Genomic DNA, 16,147 nt, shown 5'->3' with positions numbered 1-16,147 from the left:
CCCACTCCCTGAACGAAATCTGGCTCATGATAGCGCAATTATTGGGGATACGCGCTGACTGGCCGCGCCGTATCGCTGTTGTTATGCCCCGTAATGGTGCATTGCAGCGCAATTTCGCCGACGTTACGGTGTTTATGCGTAAAGCGCTTGACTAATTCTGCCAACTGAATAATCTGGAGGGCCGCGCTTTTGCGGCCCATTTCTCAGCACGCCGTGCTAATCAGTACCCTGGCAGCCATATTGTCCAATGGTTGCTGTTCCTTTTTGCATATCCATTCAACTTAAGCGATGTTTTAAGCACGCCCAGCATGATTAATTTTACTAATGACACCCCCCATCCTGATTCAAATATGACGCCATAAGAAAAACAGATACATCCTGTGCACGAAGTGTCCTTAACAGCATTTTATGCTGAAAACACCACCAGCCCCAGCATGGTGCAGAGATTTGGAGGCTGCACCACAGTGAGACGGCTCACACTTCTTGCGGGATTGCCAACCGGTACATCGACAACTTTTTTCTTAAATAAATCATTAAAATCATATTGTTAACCAACAAAAAAGCAGATTACCCTCAATAAAGCTGGCAATTTGACCTGAGTACGCTTTCCCGATAAGTTGGAACTCCGCTGGATGCTTTCCTGTCGGGCCAGTGTCTCGGCATATCTATGCAGCAAGAAGACTCCCTCTAGATGCAAGTTATCTCCAGTTAAGAGACCCGGATTTAAGAGCAACTCACCAAGGACGTCCATACTATGTCTTGAGAGGAATTGCTCGGTGTTGCGACGCCCGCTCATTGCCGGGCGGGGTAGAAATTGATACAGCGCCTGTGAGCTGACTCAGCAGTGCTCTGTGCTTGAAATAATGCAGGTAATGTCAAAGCAGTTTGTTTAAGGAGAACCCTCAATGTCCACTCAAAAACCTTATCCCTATGGCTTGTATGATCCAACAGCGGGCAGTGATAGCTGTGGTGTAGGTTTCATTACCCGTAAGGACGGCGAGCAGACTCATGAGATCCTGCAAATGGCGCACAGCGCACTATGCACAGTGCCGCACCGTGGCGGGATGTCGGCAGAAGGCGTGGGTGATGGTGCTGGCGTAAACGTCGATCTTTCTCTGCACTTCTTCCGTAAAGTCACTGGCCAGCCGCTGGAAGTCGGCCGTTTTGGCGTGGGTAACTTCTTTGTTCCTAAAGATGCCGAACTGCGCGCCAATGCCGAACGTCTGGTCGAAGAAACCCTGGCAGCCTATAACTTCCCGGTGCTGGTAAAACGCGACATGCCGCTGGACGGCAGCGTAACGCGCCCGGCTGCCCTGCAATTCCAGTTGCCGATTGTGCAGTGGGTGTTTGCTGCCCCGCAGGACATCGCCAGCCAGAACGAATTTGAGCAACGCATCTATCGTGCGCTGCTGGACATTGAAGCTCAGGCCTTTACTGAAAGCGAATTCGGCGGTCTCTACCCGCTGTCGCTTTCCTCGCGCACCCAGGTCTTTAAAGCGCGCCTGAACTCCAATGAAGTCATTCCGTATTTTAAAGATTTAACCGACCCGGACCACCATGTTCGCGGTCTGTTTTTCCATACTCGTTTCTCGACTAACACCGACCCACACACCACCATGGCGCAGCCGTTCCGCCTGATGGCCCATAACGGTGAACTGAACACTGACCGTAAAAACCGCATTGCCGAATCCGCATTGGCGCTGGCGCGTGGTAAAAAGATCGTTCGTCCGAACGGCCAGTCAGACAGCTCACGTCTGGACCAGAGCATCCACAGCCGCCTGATGGAAGACAATCTTGACCTGATCAACGCCGTGGTTTCGATGATGCCGCCAGCCTGGGAGAACGACACCTCGCTCTCAACTGAAGTGCGCGCGATGCTGGAATATTTCTCCCTGTATGAAGAGAAGAACGATGGCCCGGCAGCATTGATCTTTGGTAACGGTGAAGTGATTGGCGCGCGTCTGGACCGTCTTGGTCTGCGCCCACTGCGTTCCGTCGAGACCGCAGAATATATCGGTGCCATGTCTGAAGCGGGCCAGATTGCCTTCCCGCCGGAAAGTGTCCTGCGCCGTGGCCGTATCGAAGCGGGCGGTATGCTGTATTACGATCACCGTGAAAAACGCTCCTTCACCACGGTTGAAGCACTGGAAAAGCTGGCCGCTGAGAAAGACTACCCGGCCCTGCTGAGTGCAGCCCGTATTGACCTGCAAGATCTGCCGGAGATCCCGGCGGAGAAACTCGGCTCGCCGCTGCGTTATGGTGGAGACCTCAAAACCTATCAGCGTTTTGTCGCCTACTACTACAACCAGGAAAGCTTCAAATTCATGATGGATCCGATGCTGCAAACCGGCGCAGAGAAAATCTCCGCGATGGGTTACGGCAACGCCATCAACGGCCTGTCCGATCATGAAGGCGGCATGGCGCACTACTTCTCACAGCGCTTTGCGCAGGTGACGAACCCGCCGCTCGACTCCATCCGTGAAGCGGACGGTATGACGCTGCGCGTGGCCCTGGGCGCCAAACCACATCTCGGCCGCAGTAAAGGCCAGCAAATTGTGGTGCCGACCCCAATCCTGACTCACCTCGATATGCTGCGTCTGCGCGAGCAGAAAGTGGCTCCGTACCAGCGCTTTGAGATGCTGTATCAGCCGGTTATCGGCAAAGATATCGTCAGCCGTGCGGCTAACGCGGCGGCACTGGAAAAAGCCATTGATGACCTGGCACAGCAGGTGGTGGATTTCGCCCGTCAACAGGGCGGTATCGCGGTACTGACTGACCGCCATATCTCCTCGACCCATGCAGCGATCCCGATGCTGCTGATGGTGTCTGCCATCAACCAGCGTCTGGTGCAGGAAGGTCTGCGTCTGGATGTTTCACTGGTGGTGGAAAGCGGCCAGAGCATCTCTTCACACCATATCGCCGCCACACTGGGCTTCGGCGCATCCGCCGTGTACCCGCTGGGCGTGCAGATGCGTGCCGAAGAGAAATTTGGCGAAGGCGAAGAAGGCAACAAAGCCTTTAAACGCTATGCCAAAGCCGCAGAAAAAGCGCTGATGAAAACCATGGGCAAAGTGGGTCTGTGTACCGTGGAAAGCTACAGCTGCGGTGAGTTCTTCGAGCCGAACTTCCTCGATACCAATGATCCGGTGCTGAAAAAATACTTCCCGAATATCAAAACGCCGGTCGGTGGCGCGGGCTTCCCGGCTATCGCCCAGATGGCGGTTGACTGGCATCAAAGCTCGCTGAAAATTCAGGGTGAGGCAGAAGTGCCGTTGCTCGGCCTGTTTAAAGAACGTGCCGAAGGCGCAGGCCACTCTTACGGCACCATCGCCGTGCGTACCTTTATTGATATGACGGAGCAGCCGATTCGCTTTGCTGATAAAGCACGCGAAGAGGATAACTTTATTCGTCTGATGACGCTGGCGAAACTGGATAACGCTTTCAGCATTAAAGCTGACTCCTTTAAAGACAGCAGCTTCGAACGCATTCCGAACGATGTCATCGATAACTTTGCCATCACGCCGGATTATCGTCAGTTCTCCAGCCTGATGTATGCCGAACGTAAACGCCGTCCGGCGGCGCTGCGCGATATCCTTGCGCTGCCCTGTGACCTGACCCACGTTGATAGCGAAGCCGAATTTGGCCGCAAACTGGGTCGTTATTCGCTGGTCAACAACGGTTTCGCAACGCGTGGCCTGCAATGTGAAGCGGTTAACGGCAGCCTGAACCAGTTTACCCTGCGTCTGGTTGATGCCATCGCGGGCCTGAAACCGGAAAGCGAGCGTCTGGCAGCACTGGCGCGCGCACTGAAAACCCGTTTCGCCGACGAGATCGAAAGTAGCGAAGTGGTGAATGGCGCATTGCACATCACCGCTTACGGCAAAGCCGCTGACTACCTGTCACGCCTGTTTACTGCCCTGCCTTCGCTGCCGCTGGAAGAGATTCAGCCGGCGCACGAAATCACCCGTACCTTCGCGTCGGGTGCGATGAGCCATGGTGCGCTGGTGGCACCGGCACACGAAGCGGTGGCTCACGGCACCAACATGGTTGGCGGCATGAGTAACTGTGGTGAAGGTGGCGAACACTATTCACGTCACGGCACCATCCGTGCCTCACGCATCAAACAGCTGGCATCTGGTCGCTTCGGCGTCTGGGCGGCCTACCTTGCCGATCCGATGCTGGAAGAGCTGGAGATTAAAATCGGCCAGGGGGCAAAACCAGGTGAAGGCGGCCAGTTACCGGCACCGAAAGTGACGGTAGAAATTGCGGCCGCTCGTGGTGGTACACCGGGTGTGGAGCTGGTTTCACCGCCGCCACATCACGATACCTATTCCATCGAAGACCTGGCGCAGCTGATTCACGACTGTAAAGCAGCACGCGTGCGCGTCATCGTTAAGCTGGTGTCCTCCGAAGGTATCGGCACCATCGCGGTTGGCGTAGCCAAAGCAGGTGCGGATGTCATCAACGTCGCCGGTAACACCGGTGGTACCGGCGCGGCATCCGTTACCAGCCTGAAATATACCGGTCGTGTGGCTGAAATCGGCATCGCGGAAGTCCATCAGGCGCTGTGTGCCAATGGTCTGCGTGATAAAGTCCAGCTGCGTTGCTCAGGCGCACAGCAGACCGGTAGCGACGTGATCAAATCTGCCCTGCTCGGCGGCGACAGCTTCGAGTTTGGTACCACTGCGCTGATGATGCTGAAATGCGTCATGGCGAAAAACTGTAACGTGAAATGCCCGGCCGGTCTGACCACCAACGCCGAAGCCTTTGATGGTGACCCGCGTCAGCTGGCGCAGTACTTCATCAACGTGGCGCAGGAAGTGCGTGAGTTCCTCGCACGCCTCGGTCTGCGTTCACTGCGTGAAGCACGTGGCCGTTCTGACCTGCTGCACCTGATGGATCACCCGCTCGAAGTCGGCAAGCTGGACCTGCGCGCCATGCTGACCGTGGTCCCGGAGCAGAAGATCGCCAAACCGGTGTATCTGGAAAAAGATTTCGCCCTGGATGATGGCTGGGTGGAAGAACTGAAAGATCAGCTTGTCGCCAAAGGCAGCCGTGCCATTGAACTGGGCGCAGGCATCACTCTTAACAACCGTAACAAAAGCGTGGGCGGCCAGCTGGCGATCGATATCGAACGCATGCTGAACCATGAGCTGTCAGCGCAACAATTAGCGGCCATCCCGGCAGTGTTTAAAGACGACCGCGGTCGTCATTATCTGGCTCCTGCCACCGTACAGATCCATACCTCCGGTTCTGCCGGACAGTCATTTGGTGCCTTCTGCAACGATGGCATGCAGATGAAACACCATGGCACCTGTAACGATGGCGTCGGTAAAGGTCAGTGCGGCGGCGAACTGGTGGTAATGTCTCCAGGCGGCGGCGCACAGGACAGCGATGGTAACGTGCTGATCGGTAACTTCGCGCTGTTTGGCGCCACCGGTGGCCGTCTGTTTGTACAGGGCCAGGCGGGCGACCGCTTCGCGGTACGTAACTCAGGCGCGACCGCTGTGGTTGAAGGCGTCGGTGACTTCTGCTGTGAATACATGACCAACGGTGCCATTCTCAACCTCGGCACCTTCGGTAAAGGCTTTGGTAACGGCATGAGCGGCGGCTTTGCTTACCAGTACGATCCGTACGGTTCGCTGGCTGCGCACGCCGCCGGAGACTCGGTGTTGTTTGGCTCCATCGCCGATGAAGACGAAATGGCGAAAGTGCACAAACAAGCGGTGCTGACCATGCTGAACTGGCATCTGGAAGCGACCAACTCGCCGCGTGCCGCATGGCTGCTGGCGAACTGGGAAACTGAGTGCCACCACTTTGTCTATGTCATGCCGCGTTCACTGTTGCTCTATCAGGATGGCGGTGAGATTCTGAAGGCCAAGTCACGTAAAGATTTGCTGGAAGAGCTGTCAACGTCGCTGGCTGCACATCAGGTTGCGAAGTTTAAAGCGGCCTGGCGTGCCGGTAAAACCATCGCTAATGGTGCGGTCCCGGCTTACGGTGCCACCGATACGCTGGAAATGTTCGTGCTGCTCAACAACTACACCGTGCTGAGCTTTGCGCAGCAGCTGGCACTGAGCAAGCTGCCAAAAGGAACCTCGGTGGAAGATCCAGCTGTTGAGAAAGCGGTGCGTAACCTGCTGATGACAGAAGATTTCTCGCTGGTGAGCAAGCTACAACGTCATGCGCGCTCGGCTATCGAGAACTACAACGATGACGAACTGGCAAGCCTGATCGCCTCCAAACGTATGTCGGATTACAAAGCGGCGCTGACACAACGTAATATCCGCTCAATGGATAGCCTGGCGACCTATGGCTGGATCATCTATCAGGACGCGCGCAACCGTGATGTTCTGGGTCATCTGCCTGATTTTGAAGAGCTGTTCGCCCGTGCGGCGTTGCCGGAAATCGCAGCGGCTGTCGGAAAATTATCCTGATAGCCGAGCTATTGAATTTGTGTATTATCGACTGAATATGACTGAACGGGATTGAGTAAAAGTACCCATGAAGATTCCTTACATTCCTGAAGATGCACCTTTCAATGGTGATCAAAAATACTGGCTGGCGGGTTTTCTCGCCGGTCTCCACTCGCGCCTGTTGGTGTTAGAAGACAAGCAGCAGACCGCTCCGGCGGCTGGTGCGGCGACCACCACCCAGTTGCATATCCTGTTCGGTTCGCAGACCGGCAATGCCGAAGCGCTGGCCCAGACGGCAGCGAAAGCGGCACGAGCCAAAGGCCTGGTGCCGGTGGTTCAGGCGCTGGGTGAAGTGGATATTGATGTCTTCGCCACCATGCGTCATGTGTTGATCGTCACGTCTACCTACGGTGAAGGCGAAATGCCGGACAACGCACAGCTGTTCTGGCAGGCCATCTCTGCCAGCACTGCGCCACGTCTGGAGCAGATGCACTTCGCCATACTGGCGATTGGTGATACCGGTTATGACGGCTTCTGTCAGGCCGGTAAATTTATCGATATGCGCCTGGAGCAGCTGGGTGCGAAACGCGTCGTTGACCGTATCGACTGTGATATTGATTACGAAGAACCTTCCAGCGCCTGGATCGGCAGCACCATGCCACAGTTTGCCGCCAGTGCGGGCAGCAGCGGCACGGTGCTGGAGAGCGCGCCGGAAGCACCGGTCATTCCGGGTAGCAATAAACAGAACCCGTATGCCGCTGCGCTGGTGACCAATAAACGTCTTTCCGGTGAGCAGTCAGGCAAAGATATCCGTCACTTTGAGTTTGATCTGACGGACAGCGGACTAAAGTACGAAGCGGGCGATGCACTGGGCGTGATCCCAGTAAATGACCCTGCGCTGGTGACGCTGCTGCTGACCCAGCTGAACGCTGATTATGAAACGCCGGTGCCGGGCTTTGACCGTAACCTCGGTGACTTGCTGACTTATCAGTTCGAAATCTCTGAACCGTCGCGCAAACTGATTGAGTGGGTGGGCCAGAACACCACTAACCAGGAACTGCGCCACGTATTACAGCACGACGACAAAGATACCCTTGGCGTGTGGTTGTGGGGCAAAGACACCCTGGACCTGCTGCAACTGGAGCTGACGCGTAGCCTGTCGGTGCCGGAATTTGTGGCAATGCTGCGTCCGCTGCAACACCGTGCTTATTCCATCTCTTCCAGCTCGAAAGCGCATCCGAACCAGGTCCATCTGACCATCGCGTCTGTGCGTTATCACAGCGCTGGCCGCGCCCGTAACGGCGTTTGCTCCACCTACCTGGCTGAACGTGTGCGTCGCGGCGAGAAACCGGCAATCTTTATTTCACCGAATAAAGCTTTCCGCGTGCCCGCCAACAACAATGCACCACTGATCATGGTTGGCCCGGGTACCGGTATTGCGCCGTTCCGTGCTTTCCTGCAGGAACGCAAAGTCACCGGTGCCGAAGGCAAAAACTGGTTGTTCTTTGGTGACCAGCATCAGGAACACGATTACATCTACCAGGATGAGCTGAACGAGTGGCAGCAAAGTGGCCTGCTGACGCATCTTGATCTGGCGTTCTCACGCGATCAGGAAGAAAAAATTTACGTGCAGAGCCGCATGCTGGAGAAAGGCGCTGAGCTGTACGACTGGCTGCAGGAAGGTGCGTATTTCTACGTGTGTGGTGATGCATCACGCATGGCGAAAGATGTCGATTCCGCGCTGTATGAAGTGGTTCGTCAGTTCGGTGGCTTGTCCAGCGAGCGTGCCGCTGCCTATATCGACCAGTTGAAGAAAGACAAGCGTTACCTGCGTGACGTCTATTAAGACGGCGACATAAGCGCTTCGTTTGTTGAATGCCAGTCAGTGAATGCTGACTGGCATTTTTCTTTGGCGTTAAGAGAATTCTTCACCCTACCTGCCATACCACCGTTCAAATAAAGACAGTTCGCTTTTATTCAGGGATACCCCCTAAATAGCCTGTTTCGCTTTTTAAATACACTACGGGAGATAATTTCGCTTATTTAAAAGGTTTTACTCTTCATGAAGAAAAGTTTTAAACAAAAATGCCTGGCAGCCGCCATTTTGCTCACCATGGGATTAACCAGCCAGGCGGGCTTTGCCGCCGGTGGTGCATCATTTATGCCGGACATCAGCCAAAAACCTATTCTGGTCGGTTTCTGGCATAACTGGGCCAGTAAATCAGACGGATATAAAGGCGGCACTGCACCGTATATAAAATTATCCGATGTCCCGGCGGAATATGATGTCGTGACAGTCGCGTTTATGACAGATGAAGGTATCCCGACTTTTCACCCTTATAACATGACGGATGAAGAGTTCCGTAAACAAGTCGAAACCCTTAATGCACGCGGCCAGGCGGTGATGCTGTCGCTCGGCGGAGCCGATGCGCGTGATATCGCACTGAAACCGGGTGATGGGCAGAAGTTCGCGGCTGAGATTATTCGCCTGATTGAACTCTATGGTATCGACGGTGTGGATATCGATTTAGAAGGCCATTCGATCACCGCAGCTTCCAACCAGACGGAAATTCCCGCCGCACTGAAAATTGTTAAAAATCAGTATCCAAAATTCATTATCAGTATGGCCCCTGAATTTCCCTACCTGCGTTCAGGCGCTCAGTATGAGCCGATAATTAAATCATTAGAAGGCTACTACGATTTCATTGCCCCACAATATTATAACCAGGCCGGGGATGGCATCTGGGCTTCAGATATTCCAGGTGGTTCAGTTATTCAGGGAGACGACGCCCGCAAAGCTGACTTTCTGTTTTATATGACCGACTCCCTCATCCACGGTACACGTGGTTATATACAGATCCCCGCTAATAAGCTGGCTATTGGCCTGCCCAGCAATCCTGATGCCGCCGCCAATGGCTATGCGCGTAATGAATCTGATGTTCGCAGTGCCTGGGAAAAACTGAATGCTCAGGGTACGCCAATTAAAGGGTTGATGACCTGGTCAATTAACTGGGATGCCGGTACCAGTGCCAATGGCAATTCCTACGGTAACGAGTTCCTGCGTCGCTATGCCAGCCTGGTACATGAAAATACCCCGCCAGATATTGATCACGAAGCCCCAAGCCAGCCAGGTGTGCCAATCGCTCATGACGTTGCGGCCAATAAGATTGCGCTTTCATGGACAGCCTCAACGGATAACCAGGGTGTGAGCCAGTATCAGGTTTGGCGTAACGATGTGAATATCGCTTCAACCCCTATTCCTTCCTATGTGGATAACAATGTGAAGGCCGAGACCCGATACGATTATTTCGTCGTTGCTCAGGATAAGCAGGGCAATGCTTCATTACCCAGCCAGACCACCTCAGTGACCACGCCGGGTATTGAGTGCGAAGACTGTACACCTGCAGCGCCTCAGGGATTAAAAGCGGAAACTATCGATAAAGACAGTGCGACGCTGAGCTGGGAAGCCGTGGGCAATGTGGCGATCAAACACTACGTTATTTACCGTAACGGCGTGCAGATTAAAGAAACGACGCAGACTCGCCTTACTGATAGCGGATTATCTGCCGCCACAAAATATCAGTATCAGGTTGCGGCTGTCAGCGTGACCAACAGTGTTTCTGACAAGAGCCAAACGCTGGAAGTGACGACATTGGCCGGTGACTCGATCCCTTCTGAGCATCCCGCTTATAAAGAAGGCACCAACTACAAAGCTGGCGATGTGGTGTCCAATAAAGGCGGTCTTTATCAGTGCAAACCCTGGCCGTATACCAGCTGGTGTGGGGGGGTGGCATGGGCTTACGAGCCTGATGCAGGTCAGCACTGGTCACAGGCCTGGGAGCCGTATAAAGGTTAATTTTTACGTCGCATAAAAAAAATCCGGAAACTTCATGTTCCCGGATTTTTTTATACTGACCTCGTCGGTCAACTGGCGTTTATTTCACCACGCGCAGCGATGGACGACCGCCACGCGGCGGCGGCTCATCATCTGGTGGGGTTTCATCGTCAGCTGAATCGTCAGGACGATCACCATCAATCACTGACATCATGGTTTCTTCCTGACCTTCCAGTTCGTCCTGGGCTGCCAGCTCATAGGCCGGTTCCGGTTCGAACATGGTGCCTGCACCGTTTTCACGGGCATAGATAGCCAGAATTGCCGCCATCGGTACTGAAACCTGACGCGGCACCCCACCGAAGCGTGCGTTGAACTCCACACGTTCGTTACCCAGTTCAAGGTTGCCGACAGCACGCGGTGCAATGTTCAGCACAATCTGACCATCACGCGCGTATTCCAGCGGCACCTGTACACCAGGCAGATTGATGTCGACCACCAGATGCGGCGTCAGCTGGTTATCAAGCAGCCAGTCATAAAACGCACGCAACAGATAAGGGCGACGGGCCGTTAATTGCGACATTTCCATAGATTAGCCCCGGGCTTGAAGGCGCATTTCACGTTCTGCTTCAGTCAGTGAAGCGAGGAAAGAGTCACGCTCAAATACACGGGTCATGTAGCCTTTCAGCTCTTTCGATCCGGCACCAGCCAGTTCAACACCCATAGACGGTAAACGCCACAGCAGCGGTGCCAGATAGCAATCAACCAGGCTGAACTCTTCGCTCATAAAGAACGGAGTACGTGAGAACAACGGCGCAATGGCCAGCAGTTCTTCACGCAGTTGTTTACGCGCGGCATCGGCTTCTGCACCGGTGCGGGTTTCAATGATGCGCATCAGGCTATACCAGTCCTGCTCAATACGGTGCATCATCAGACGGCTTTCGCCACGAGCAACCGGATAGACAGGCATCAGCGGCGGATGCGGGAAACGCTCATCAAGATATTCCATGATGATGCGGGATTCATACAGCGTCAGTTCACGATCTACCAGCGTTGGCACTGTGCGGTACGGGTTGAGGTCAATCAGATCCTGCGGCAGGTTATCCGTTTCAACCTGCTCGATCTCCACGCTGACGCCTTTCTCAGCCAGTACAATACGTACCTGATGGCTGAAAATGTCAGTCGGACCAGAAAACAGCGTCATTACCGAACGTTTGTTGGCAGCGACAGCCATGAAAACCTCCAAGTTTGTTCACAAAAAATTACTGCGAATAGCCAACCACACGGCGACTCACCTGCTTATCAGATTCGCACACAGCCAGCGTTTGCGGCATTTTTCGCCCATCCTGGCGGAAATAATACGCACAACGCTCCGGCTCGCGGGCGCAAAGTGACAGTCAGTTTACCAGATTTTAAGCAGCTTGTGGGGCGGGGAAAGTGATTTGCAGGCAAAATGCGGGTAAAGCTCGCGTTTTTGTGGCAACAATCCCTGTTCGGCAAAAGCAAAAAACCCGCCGAAGCGGGTTTTTTGTGCCAACTGTGACTGCCGAAGCAGCAACAATTAACGTTTGGAGAACTGCGGACGACGGCGTGCTTTACGCAGACCGACTTTCTTACGTTCAACCTGACGCGCATCACGGGTAACGAAGCCCGCTTTACGCAGTTCAGAACGCAGAGACTCGTCGTACTCCATCAGAGCGCGGGTGATACCATGACGGATCGCGCCGGCCTGACCAGAGATACCACCACCTTTAACGGTGATGTACAGGTCCAGTTTACCAACCAGATCAACCAGCTCCAGCGGCTGACGCACGACCATGCGTGCAGTCTCGCGACCGAAGTACTGCTCCAGAGAGCGCTGGTTAATTACGATGTTACCGCTACCCGGCTTGATAAAGACGCGAGCGGATGAGCTTTTGCGGCGACCAGTGCCGTAGTTTTGAGTTTCAGCCATTGCCTGTAATCCCGATTAAATGTCAAGAACTTGCGGTTGCTGCGCCGCATGGTTGTGCTCGTTGCCTGCGTAAACTTTCAGTTTACGGTACATAGCACGACCCAGCGGGCCTTTCGGCAGCATGCCTTTAACCGCGATTTCAATCACACGCTCAGGACGGCGGGCAATCATCTCTTCGAAGGTCGCCTGCTTGATACCACCGATGTGACCAGTGTGGTGATAATAGATCTTGTCAGTACGCTTGTTGCCAGTTACAGCAACTTTTTCTGCGTTCAGAACGATGATGTAATCACCGGTATCAACGTGCGGAGTGTATTCCGCTTTATGCTTACCACGCAGACGGCGCGCCAGTTCAGTCGCCAGGCGACCCAGGGTTTTGCCAGTTGCGTCAACAACATACCAGTCACGTTGGACGGTTTCTGGTTTAGCTGTAAAAGTTTTCATTGAAAAGCTTACCCAAATAAAGTTACACGTTGGTGAAATCCCAAACGCTAAGTTAACGATTGAGGCTCACACGACCATTTCGCCCAGCAAGCCCACCCCCTCAGGTAGAGTTACCGGATCACAAAGGTTTCTGGGAAGAAAAACCTCTGCCGTAACGTGGGGTCGCAAGATTATAGAGAAGTCGCCCGTAAAGATCGAACTTTTTTACGCCCCCACGTCAGGTTTTTTGCGCCGAATCAGGGCAGATGCGGTAAACGCAGATACTCCTCGCTCTGCATCTCCTGTAGGCGCGACAGACAGCGCTGATATTCAAACTTCAGACGCGAGCCCTGATAAATCTCAAACAACGACGTCTCAGCGGCCACCACCAGTTTCACATGGCGTTCGTAGAATTCATCCACCAGCGCCAGAAAGCGGCGCGCCTGATCTTCCGTCTTGTAAATCATCACCGGCACATCATACAGCAATACGCTGTGGAAACGGCGTGACAGCTCGATATAGTCATGCTGGCTACGCCCTTCTCCGCACAGCGTCAGAAAATCAATCGCCAGTACGCCGTCCTGCACGCCCAGCGTTGGCATACTGCGATGGTTAATTTCCAGCACCGGGGCATCATGGCGGGCTTTACCGGACAAGGCGCGGAACATCCGCTCCATTTCCGCATGGGTTTCCTCATTCAGTGGGAAACTCCACAGATGCGCCGACGTCAGGGTACGCAAACGGTAATCGATACCCGCATCCACGTTCATCACATCACAGTGACGCTTAATCTGCTCGATAGCAGGCAAAAAACGCGCACGCTGCAAACCGTTGCGGTACAGGTCATCCGGTGGGATGTTCGAGGTCGCCACCAGCGCAATACCACGATCAAACAGCGCCTCCATCAGCGTGCCAAGCAACATGGCATCGGTGATATCGGAGACGAAAAACTCGTCGAAACAGAGAATATCGGTTTCGGCTTTAAAGCGGTCAGCAACGATCAGTAGCGGGTCACTGTGCCCCTGCAACTGCGTCAGTTCTTCATGGACACGCAGCATAAAGCGGTGAAAATGCAGGCGTAATTTACGCTCGCCAGGAATAGACTGAAAAAACAGATCCATCACCCAGGTTTTTCCACGCCCCACGCCGCCCCACATATACAGGCCACGCACCGGCGCTTCCTTACTGCTTTTCTCTTTATTCATCAGTTTAGAAAGACGGCCAAACAAGCCTTTGCTGGCCGGGGCTGCGGCTGGCTGACGCGCCACCAGTCCTTGCTGAATGGCATCTAAGCGGGTGATGGCTTCCCGTTGTACGTCATCCGGGCGAAATTCGCCCTGCGACAGCGCTTGCTCATAGCGCGCAAGCGGAGATGAGGTTTGCATTGTTCTCTCAGAGTCCCTGAAAAAGTCCGATTCATGTGTCGGTTGTCGAAAATTAGGCCGCTCTACACTAAGCGATGCCGCTCCAGAGTTCCACTTCCAATAGATTAACGGGTATAGTGGCTACTATTGAAGTTGAAACAGAAGCAATGCCCTACGAAGCAACGGAAATTACACGGGAGTCATTATGACCTGGGAATACGGGCTGATTGGTTTAGTGATTGGCATTATTGTCGGCGCAGTCGCAATGCGTTTTGGCAACAAAAAACTGCGCGAACAGCGCACCATGCAGTACGAACTGGAAAAATCCAAGGCTGAACTGGCGGATTACCGCGAAGAGCTGACTAACCACTTCGCGCGCAGCGCAGAATTGCTGGATAACATGGCGCGTGATTACCGCCAGCTGTATCAGCATATGGCGAAAGGTTCTAACGACCTGCTGCCGAATCTGCCGGGCGAGAAAAATCCGTTTGCCTACCAGCTGACGGAAGCGGAAGCCGATAATGATCAGGCGCCGGTGCAAATCCCGCGCGACTATTCTGATGGCGCTTCCGGCCTGTTACGTGGCGGCGAACGCGCACCGCGTAATTAATCTTTTTGGGGCACAGCGACGCTGTGCCCTTTTTGTTGGTCGAACCCTTGCCCCAAACAACTGTCACACTTTTTTAATCCCCCTTTTCGCAGCGAGAGCGTTGTAGCAATGAAAAAACAAGCACGACTGTTAAGCGCATTAGCCTTGAGCATTGGGATGAGTCTGGCCGCCGCGCCAAACGCACTGGCCACTCTCCCGGCGCAAATCCAGGGGCAGGCACTGCCAAGCCTGGCACCGATGCTGGAAAAAGTGTTGCCAGCAGTGGTCAGTGTGCATGTGGAAGGCACCGAAACCGCCGCGCAGGGGCAGGATCTGCCTGAGCCACTGAAACGCTTTTTTGGTCAGTTGCCGGGACAAAACCAGCAACCTCAGCCTTTTGAAGGGCTTGGCTCTGGCGTTATCATTGACGCCGCCAAAGGCTATGTGCTGACCAACAATCATGTGGTGAATGGTGCGGACAAAATCAGCGTCCAGTTGAGCGATGGCAACGAGTATGACGCCAAACTGATTGGCCATGATGAGCAAACCGATATCGCCCTGATTCAAATACAGGGTGCGAAAAACCTGACCCAGGTGAAAATCGCCGATTCCGATACCCTCAGAGTGGGTGACTTCGCCGTTGCCATCGGTAACCCGTTTGGCCTTGGTCAGACTGCCACCTCTGGCATCATCTCGGCACTGGGTCGCAGTGGCCTTAATCTGGAAGGCCTGGAAAACTTTATCCAGACTGATGCCGCCATTAACCGTGGCAACTCCGGTGGTGCGCTGGTCAATCTCAACGGCGAGTTGATCGGTATCAACACCGCGATTCTCGCCTCCAGTGGCGGCAATATCGGCATCGGCTTTGCTATCCCGAGCAATATGGCGATGAATCTGGCGCAACAATTGATTCAGTTCGGCGAAGTGCGACGTGGGCAGTTGGGTATCAAAGGGACGGAAATGACCGCCGATATGGCGAAGGCATTTAACGTCGATGCCCAGCGTGGGGCCTTCGTTTCTGAAGTGCTGCCGAAATCCGCAGCTGAAAAAGCGGGGATTAAGGCTGGCGATATCATCACCTCAGTGAATGACAAGGCCATCACCAGCTTTTCTGAACTGCGAGTGAAAATCGGTACGACGCCCCCAGGGCAGCAGGTGAAACTGGGCTTGTTGCGCGATGGTAAACCGATCACCGTTAACGTCACGCTGGATCAAAGTGCGCAAACCACCGCCAGTGCACAGCTGCTGTCACCGGCATTGCAGGGCGCAACCCTGAGCGATGGTAATACCAAAGCGGGCGATAAAGGGGTGAAAGTCGATACCGTCGAGAAAGGCACACCGGCTGAACAGGTGGGTCTGCAGAAAGATGATGTGATTGTCGGCGTGAACCGCAACCGGACCGAAAGCCTGGCGGAAATGCGTAAAGTGCTGGAAACCAAACCGCCGGTGCTGGCACTCAATGTAGTGCGCGGCGAAGACAGCATTTACTTGCTCTTACGATAATCATCATAACTGGCGGACAAGCAGGTGTTTGTCCGCCTTTCTCATGCTATCCTGCCCTGCGATCAT

11 protein-coding genes are annotated in these 16,147 nt (G+C 54.1%); 6 read left to right on the top strand and 5 right to left on the bottom strand.

The window, feature by feature from the left end:
- Positions 1 to 26 precede the first annotated feature (26 nt).
- From AC6I8X_RS02565 to AC6I8X_RS02550, 4 genes are all read left to right on the top strand, one after another.
- A complete protein-coding gene (locus AC6I8X_RS02565) occupies positions 27 to 155 on the top strand; it encodes a hypothetical protein (RefSeq protein WP_416410265.1) in 129 nt (42 codons plus the stop codon).
- A gap of 750 nt (positions 156 to 905) precedes the next feature.
- On the top strand, positions 906 to 6,437 hold the full coding sequence (locus tag AC6I8X_RS02560) for a glutamate synthase-related protein (RefSeq protein ID WP_497840519.1): 5,532 nt from the start codon (positions 906 to 908) through the stop codon (positions 6,435 to 6,437).
- Between the two features lie 67 nt (positions 6,438 to 6,504).
- Entirely contained in the window at positions 6,505 to 8,262 is a 1,758-nt protein-coding gene (locus tag AC6I8X_RS02555; protein WP_497840518.1) for a sulfite reductase subunit alpha, read from the top strand.
- Between the two features lie 216 nt (positions 8,263 to 8,478).
- Positions 8,479 to 10,272, top strand: coding sequence for a fibronectin type III domain-containing protein (locus tag AC6I8X_RS02550; RefSeq protein WP_497840517.1), 1,794 nt, complete (start codon positions 8,479 to 8,481; stop codon positions 10,270 to 10,272).
- A gap of 79 nt (positions 10,273 to 10,351) precedes the next feature.
- Here the strand turns inward: AC6I8X_RS02550 and sspB are convergent, their stop codons facing one another.
- From sspB to zapE, 5 genes are all read right to left on the bottom strand, one after another.
- Positions 10,352 to 10,837 carry a ClpXP protease specificity-enhancing factor gene (sspB, locus tag AC6I8X_RS02545; RefSeq protein ID WP_084872135.1) on the bottom strand — a complete coding sequence of 162 codons (486 nt, stop codon included), beginning with the start codon at positions 10,835 to 10,837 and terminating at the stop codon, positions 10,352 to 10,354.
- Between the two features lie 3 nt (positions 10,838 to 10,840).
- Positions 10,841 to 11,482: a stringent starvation protein SspA gene (sspA, locus tag AC6I8X_RS02540; RefSeq protein WP_021184232.1), complete on the bottom strand. Its 642-nt coding sequence runs from the start codon at positions 11,480 to 11,482 to the stop codon at positions 10,841 to 10,843.
- A 327-nt stretch (positions 11,483 to 11,809) separates the two neighbouring features.
- On the bottom strand, positions 11,810 to 12,202 hold the full coding sequence (gene rpsI / locus AC6I8X_RS02535; RefSeq protein ID WP_013507645.1) for a 30S ribosomal protein S9: 393 nt from the start codon (positions 12,200 to 12,202) through the stop codon (positions 11,810 to 11,812).
- A gap of 15 nt (positions 12,203 to 12,217) precedes the next feature.
- The gene (gene rplM / locus AC6I8X_RS02530) at positions 12,218 to 12,646 is read right to left on the bottom strand and encodes a 50S ribosomal protein L13 (protein ID WP_084872133.1); all 429 of its coding nucleotides are present in this window, start codon (positions 12,644 to 12,646) and stop codon (positions 12,218 to 12,220) included.
- 236 nt (positions 12,647 to 12,882) lie between these two features.
- Positions 12,883 to 14,010, bottom strand: a complete 1,128-nt coding sequence (zapE, locus tag AC6I8X_RS02525; RefSeq protein ID WP_313689119.1) for a cell division protein ZapE — start codon at positions 14,008 to 14,010, stop codon at positions 12,883 to 12,885.
- Positions 14,011 to 14,194: 184 nt separating this feature from the next.
- Here zapE and zapG point away from each other — a divergent pair, with 184 nt between their 5' ends.
- Together zapG and degQ are read left to right on the top strand one after the other, a co-directional pair.
- A complete protein-coding gene (zapG, locus tag AC6I8X_RS02520) occupies positions 14,195 to 14,599 on the top strand; it encodes a Z-ring associated protein ZapG (RefSeq protein WP_299457908.1) in 405 nt (134 codons plus the stop codon).
- A gap of 108 nt (positions 14,600 to 14,707) precedes the next feature.
- Positions 14,708 to 16,081 (top strand): serine endoprotease DegQ, encoded by a 1,374-nt coding sequence (gene degQ / locus AC6I8X_RS02515; RefSeq protein ID WP_313689123.1) that lies wholly within the window; start codon positions 14,708 to 14,710, stop codon positions 16,079 to 16,081.
- Positions 16,082 to 16,147: the final 66 nt, after the last annotated feature.

It is taken from the genome of Pantoea sp. X-Soil-TKNS-1280, from assembly GCF_059730475.1.
Note: the sequence above shows the minus strand (reverse complement) of the source record. Positions and strands in the feature narration are given on the sequence as shown.

What these genes read in the sequence shown, in the direction of transcription:
- AC6I8X_RS02555 (WP_497840518.1), top strand. Translation starts at nt 6,505, where the DNA reads ATGAAGATTCCTTACATTCCTGAAGATGCACCTTTCAATGGTGATCAA.
- sspB (WP_084872135.1), bottom strand. Translation starts at nt 10,837, where the DNA reads ATGGAAATGTCGCAATTAACGGCCCGTCGCCCTTATCTGTTGCGTGCG.
- zapG (WP_299457908.1), top strand. Translation starts at nt 14,195, where the DNA reads ATGACCTGGGAATACGGGCTGATTGGTTTAGTGATTGGCATTATTGTC.
- zapE (WP_313689119.1), bottom strand. Translation starts at nt 14,010, where the DNA reads ATGCAAACCTCATCTCCGCTTGCGCGCTATGAGCAAGCGCTGTCGCAG.
- degQ (WP_313689123.1), top strand. Translation starts at nt 14,708, where the DNA reads ATGAAAAAACAAGCACGACTGTTAAGCGCATTAGCCTTGAGCATTGGG.
- sspA (WP_021184232.1), bottom strand. Translation starts at nt 11,482, where the DNA reads ATGGCTGTCGCTGCCAACAAACGTTCGGTAATGACGCTGTTTTCTGGT.
- AC6I8X_RS02560 (WP_497840519.1), top strand. Translation starts at nt 906, where the DNA reads ATGTCCACTCAAAAACCTTATCCCTATGGCTTGTATGATCCAACAGCG.
- AC6I8X_RS02550 (WP_497840517.1), top strand. Translation starts at nt 8,479, where the DNA reads ATGAAGAAAAGTTTTAAACAAAAATGCCTGGCAGCCGCCATTTTGCTC.
- rplM (WP_084872133.1), bottom strand. Translation starts at nt 12,646, where the DNA reads ATGAAAACTTTTACAGCTAAACCAGAAACCGTCCAACGTGACTGGTAT.
- AC6I8X_RS02565 (WP_416410265.1), top strand. Translation starts at nt 27, where the DNA reads ATGATAGCGCAATTATTGGGGATACGCGCTGACTGGCCGCGCCGTATC.
- rpsI (WP_013507645.1), bottom strand. Translation starts at nt 12,202, where the DNA reads ATGGCTGAAACTCAAAACTACGGCACTGGTCGCCGCAAAAGCTCATCC.